Source organism: Streptomyces sp. NPDC059900 (assembly GCF_050270335.1).
Lineage (GTDB): Bacteria > Actinomycetota > Actinomycetes > Streptomycetales > Streptomycetaceae > Streptomyces.
The window spans coordinates 1-4616 of the sequence record NZ_JBNNJZ010000616.1 but is presented as its reverse complement, the minus strand read 5'-3'; the positions used below and the strand labels follow the sequence as shown (position 1 = coordinate 4616).

Annotated in this window: 6 protein-coding genes; 5 read left to right on the top strand and 1 reads right to left on the bottom strand. The window is 69.2% G+C overall.

Annotated features, from left to right (window positions below; translation table 11 throughout):
- The 5 genes from ACQKIP_RS40385 to ACQKIP_RS40365 form a co-directional block, all read left to right on the top strand.
- On the top strand, positions 1-472 hold a 472-nt coding region (locus ACQKIP_RS40385; RefSeq protein ID WP_427745314.1), incomplete at its 5' end, for a helix-turn-helix transcriptional regulator.
- Positions 473-708: 236 nt separating this feature from the next.
- Positions 709-1725 (top strand): sporulation protein, encoded by a 1017-nt coding sequence (locus ACQKIP_RS40380; protein ID WP_365856253.1) that lies wholly within the window; start codon positions 709-711, stop codon positions 1723-1725.
- Between the two features lies 1 nt (position 1726).
- Entirely contained in the window at positions 1727-1993 is a 267-nt protein-coding gene (locus tag ACQKIP_RS40375; RefSeq protein WP_365856251.1) for a twin-arginine translocase TatA/TatE family subunit, read from the top strand.
- Positions 1994-2160: 167 nt separating this feature from the next.
- Complete coding sequence (locus tag ACQKIP_RS40370; protein WP_365856249.1) at positions 2161-2997, top strand: alpha/beta fold hydrolase; 837 nt, start codon at positions 2161-2163, stop codon at positions 2995-2997.
- Positions 2998-3264: 267 nt separating this feature from the next.
- Positions 3265-4266: a D-alanyl-D-alanine carboxypeptidase family protein gene (locus ACQKIP_RS40365; RefSeq protein ID WP_365856247.1), complete on the top strand. Its 1002-nt coding sequence runs from the start codon at positions 3265-3267 to the stop codon at positions 4264-4266.
- Positions 4267-4349: 83 nt separating this feature from the next.
- Here ACQKIP_RS40365 and ACQKIP_RS40360 read toward each other — a convergent pair whose 3' ends face one another.
- Positions 4350-4586 carry a chaplin gene (locus ACQKIP_RS40360; protein WP_365856245.1) on the bottom strand — a complete coding sequence of 79 codons (237 nt, stop codon included), beginning with the start codon at positions 4584-4586 and terminating at the stop codon, positions 4350-4352.
- Positions 4587-4616: the final 30 nt, after the last annotated feature.

Below are 4616 nucleotides of genomic sequence, written 5' to 3'. Positions count from 1 at the left end.
CCAGACACCGCAGTGGCGCACGGTGGACCCCATCGGTCTGGTCACCGTACGCGACCGGGGCTACTTGCTGGCCACGCGGTCCGGAGAGGACCGCACCTACCGCCTCTCGCGGATATCGGCCGCCGAGGAACTCCCCGAGGCAGCCGAGCGGCCGAGCCGGGTCGATCTGGACCGGATCTGGCGGGATCGCTCCGCACGGTTCCTCTCCGGCAGCGATCACATCACCGTGCGGGTACGGGTGAACCCGGCGCGGCGGGAGGAACTCCTGGACACCGCACTGGCCGTCCGCGCCGAAGAACCCGCCGCGGACGGCTGGCCGCGGCTGGAGTTGACCTTCCAGGATTCCCGGCACGCCGAGTGGGCGCTGTGGCAACTCGGCACGGACGCGGAGGCCCTGTCCCCGCAGTCGCTGCGCACCTCCCTGCGCAACCGCGCCACCGCGGTCGCCGACCATTACGGAGAGCCCTCCTGAGAGCGTGAGGGGACTTGGCAAAACCACAGCGAAACCCGCTCGTCAAGCGCGTGTACGGACGCCACCGTCGACGCCTTTCGGACTTTCCCGCCGCGCGCGGCTCGCACGGCCACCACGACACCGCCGCCCCGCATATGCTTCTACACGCCTGTAGAGCGAGGGTGTCCGCCCGGCCGCTCACGGGCGTCCGCACGCTCTCGTAACCCTCGTACGCAGATAAGGAAGTGAACGCCAGCATGGTGTTCAAACGACTGCTCGGCTCACTCGGCGTGGGCGGCCCCACGGTCGACACCGTCCTCGCCCCCGGGCCCACGGCCCCCGGCGGCACCCTGTCCGGCCAGGTCCACCTCCAGGGTGGCAGCGGCGACTTCGACATCGAGCACATCACGATGGAACTCGTCGCCCGCGTCGAGGTCGAGCACCAGGACGGCGAGGACCACGGCGTGGTGGCCTTCGACCAGTTCGTGGTCGGGGGCGGATTCCGCCTCCGGCAAGGCACGGAGCACAGCGTGCCGTTCACGGTGACGCTGCCGTGGGAAACCCCGATCACGGAACTGTACGGGCAGGGCCTCGGCATCGTCCTTGGCGTGCGCACCGAGCTCTCCGTCGCCGGCGCCAAGGACAAGGGCGACCTCGACCAGCTCACCGTCGGTCCGCTGCCCGTCCAGGAGGCGATCCTGGAAGCCTTCGGACAGCTCGGCTTCGGCTTCAAGTCCGCCGACCTGGAGTACGGCCGCATCGGCGGCACCGGCCAGCAACTCCCCTTCTACCAGGAGCTGGAGCTGACCCCGGCCCCGCAGTACGCCCACGCGGTCAACGAGATCGAGGTGACCTTCCTCGCCACCCCCGGCGGCATGGAGGTTGTCCTGGAGGCCGACAAGCGAGGCGGCCTCTTCTCCGGCGGCCACGACGCGGTCACCCGTTTCACCGTCAGCCACGACGGCGTCCACCACCAGGACTGGAACACCCTGGTCGACGGCTGGGTGCGCCAACTGGTCGAGCACACCTCCTCCTACGCCGACCACGCGTCGTACGACTCAGGCCACGGCCACAGCTACGAGAACGGCCACGGCCACGGCGAGCACCACAGCGGCGGTCACCAGCGTTCGGGGCCCGGCATGGGAACGGTCGTGGCGGCGGGCGCGGCGGGGCTCGCCGTGGGCGTGGTCGGCGGCATGGTCGCCGCCGAAGTCGTCGACGAGGTGGGCGACTTCTTCGAGGGGGACGACGAGGACGAGGGAGGCGAGGACTGACGTGTTCGGCCTCAGCGAGATAGGCGTCATCCTGATCGTGATCGTCCTCCTGCTCTGCGTGAAGAAGCTCCCCGAACTGGCGCGCAGCGCAGGCAAGTCGGCCCGCATCCTCAAGGCCGAGGCGAAGTCCCTCAAGGACAAGGACACAGCCACGGACAACCACGACACCCGGGATACCGGGGAACGCCAAGGCGCCACGCCGCCCCGGATCATCCCCGGCGAGACCGTGGCCCCGCGCGACACCGAACAGGGCCCGCGCCCGCAGTAACACCGACGCTCCCCCTGGGCGGGGCCCGACCGGGGCTCCGCCCTCCCTCTCGTCAGGCGGTGGACGGGCTTGGCAGCCCGGGCACCGATGAGTTTTCTGCCCGGACGGGGTCTGACCGGCTGCAAGTCAACGCAGCTGTACGGCCTTCGAACTGGAGAAATCTGTCTATGTCAGCAGCCCGGGAGAAGTCGGCCCCTGCCAAATCCCGCGTCGTTTCCGCCGACGGCACCGAGATCGCCTTCGAGAAGTCGGGCGACGGGCCGGCCGTCGTCCTGGTGGCCTCCGCCCTGGCCGACCGCTCCGACACGACCAAACTCGCCGCTCTTCTCGCACAGCACTTCACCGTGATCAACTACGACCGGCGCGGGCGGGGCAGCAGCGGTGACTCCGACGCCTACACCCCTGAGCGGGAGATCGAGGACATCGCAGCCCTGATCGAGCACATAGGTGGTTCGGCGTCGCTGTTCGGATCGTCCTCCGGAGCGGTCCTCGCCCTGCGCGCGGCTGCCGCCGGATTGAACGTCGACCGTCTCGCCCTGTACGAGCCGCCGTTCGTGATCGCGGAGGGCGACGACGGGCCGCCCGCCGATCTCGCCCAGCAGATCACCGCGCTGCTCACGGACGGCAGGAACAGCGACGCAGTCAAGTACTTCATGACCAAGGTGCAGGGCATGCCCGGCACCGCCGTGCACTTCATGAAGCTGATGCCGAAGATCTGGTCGAACCTCACCGGCATGGCACGCACCCTGCCCTACGACATCGCGGTCATGGGCGACACGCAGCAGGGCAGACCGCTGGACGCCGCGGAGTGGAAAGGCGTGACCGTGCCCACCCGCGTACTGACCGGCGGCAAGAGTCCGGCCGCCTTCCGGCGCGCCGCCCGGGCCATCGCCGAGATCCTGCCGCAGGCCGACCATCGCACGTTGCCCGGACTCAACCATGGTGCCGTCGTCATGGCACCGAAAAAGATCGCCCCGCAGATCACCGGGTTCCTCAAGGAGTAATAACTCTGCGACTGGGCCGGGAGCGGGGCAACTCCCCTGCACCCGGCCCAGTAGTAGCCCGGTGGTGGGCCACCGAAGTCGTACGGGCGCGGCACGCAAGACACCTCATGCGACCCGTCGGCTTTCTGCACCGCATCTTCATGGGGGTCACGCCTGTTACCCGGCTATGACATATCGATCTTGAATTGGCCGCTGACGCCAAAGTAGGTTCGGTATGCACCGAGTTTCTGATACAAGCCGGCGCCCCGCGCCGGGAGGAGATGCCACATGGGTTCCCACGCCCGCCCCAACCGGCTGCACCGGACCGGCGCCCGGCTCGCGACGGTCGCCCTCGTCGGCGCCGTCCTGCCGATCACCGCCGGCGGTCTCGCCCAGGCGGCCACCACCAGCCCCGCACACTCCGCCGACGACAGCGACCAGGCGAGCGCCGACGCCGTCGCTCCCGCCGACCGGGGCAAGGAAGCGCTGGACACGGGAGCCCGGGACGCCCCCAGCGTCAAGGCCGACCACGCCTTCCTCCTCGACGCCCGCGACGGCAGCCAGGAGCGGGAGATGTGGGCCGGGGCCAAGGCCGACGAGAGCGTGTCGATGGCCAGCACGACCAAGATCATGACCGCGTTGGTGGTGCTCAAGCAACCGGAGTACCTGGACCGGCAGATCACGGTGAAGCAGGAGTACCGCGACTACGTGACGCAGAACGGTTCCAGCACGGCCGACCTCCAGCTCGGCGACAAGCTGACCGTCAAGCAGTTGCTGCACGCCATGCTGCTTCCCTCCGGTGCGGACGCCGCGATGGCCCTGGCCGACAGCTTCGGCTCCGGGGACACCATGGACGCGCGGATCGCCGATTTCCAGAACCAGATGAACGCCGAAGCCCAGCAGCTGGGCCTGACCGGCACGCACTTCGACTCCTTCGACGGCATCTCACACGGCGACAACCGCAGCACCGCCCGCGATCTGGCCAAGCTCGGCCAGCGCGCGATGCTGAAGCCGGTGTTCGCCGACATCGTGAAGATCAAGAAGTTCGAGACCGAGGCTCCGGCGGCCAACGGCCGCACCCGGTACTACACCTGGGTCAACACCAATGACCTGCTGAGCACTTACGACGGCGCGCTTGGCATCAAGACCGGCAGCGGCGCGGAGGCCGGCTACTCCCTCGTCTTCGCCGCCAACCGCGACAACCGCACCCTGGTCGGCGCGATCGTCGGCTCCGACCAGGAGGCCTTCGACGACGCCACCAAGATCCTCGACTGGGGCTTCGCCCACTGAGCCCGGGCACGCCGCCGAGAAGGGAAGGGCGGCGTGCCCGGCATGTGGGCAGGGCTGGGGCGCCCTGCGTCAGGTGCAGTCGGTCACTTGTTGACGCAGGTGTTGCCCGAGGCCGAGTTGAGTGCGCCGAGGACATTCACTCCCAGGCCACAGGCGTTGATCGGGACGTGCACGGGGACCTGCACGGCGTTCCCGGAGAGGACGCCGGGCGAATTGGCAGCGACACCTTCCGCGCCGGCGTCGGCGGCGGCAGCGCCGGCTCCGCCGAGAATCGCGGTGGCGGCCAGCGCAGCGGCGGCAAAGGCAGTACGAACACGCATGGTTGTGCTCCTTCAGGTGGAGGCGAACAC

Coding starts and splice junctions, on each gene's coding strand:
- ACQKIP_RS40370 (WP_365856249.1), top strand. CDS start 2,161: ATGTCAGCAGCCCGGGAGAAGTCGGCCCCTGCCAAATCCCGCGTCGTT.
- ACQKIP_RS40365 (WP_365856247.1), top strand. CDS start 3,265: ATGGGTTCCCACGCCCGCCCCAACCGGCTGCACCGGACCGGCGCCCGG.
- ACQKIP_RS40380 (WP_365856253.1), top strand. CDS start 709: ATGGTGTTCAAACGACTGCTCGGCTCACTCGGCGTGGGCGGCCCCACG.
- ACQKIP_RS40360 (WP_365856245.1), bottom strand. CDS start 4,586: ATGCGTGTTCGTACTGCCTTTGCCGCCGCTGCGCTGGCCGCCACCGCG.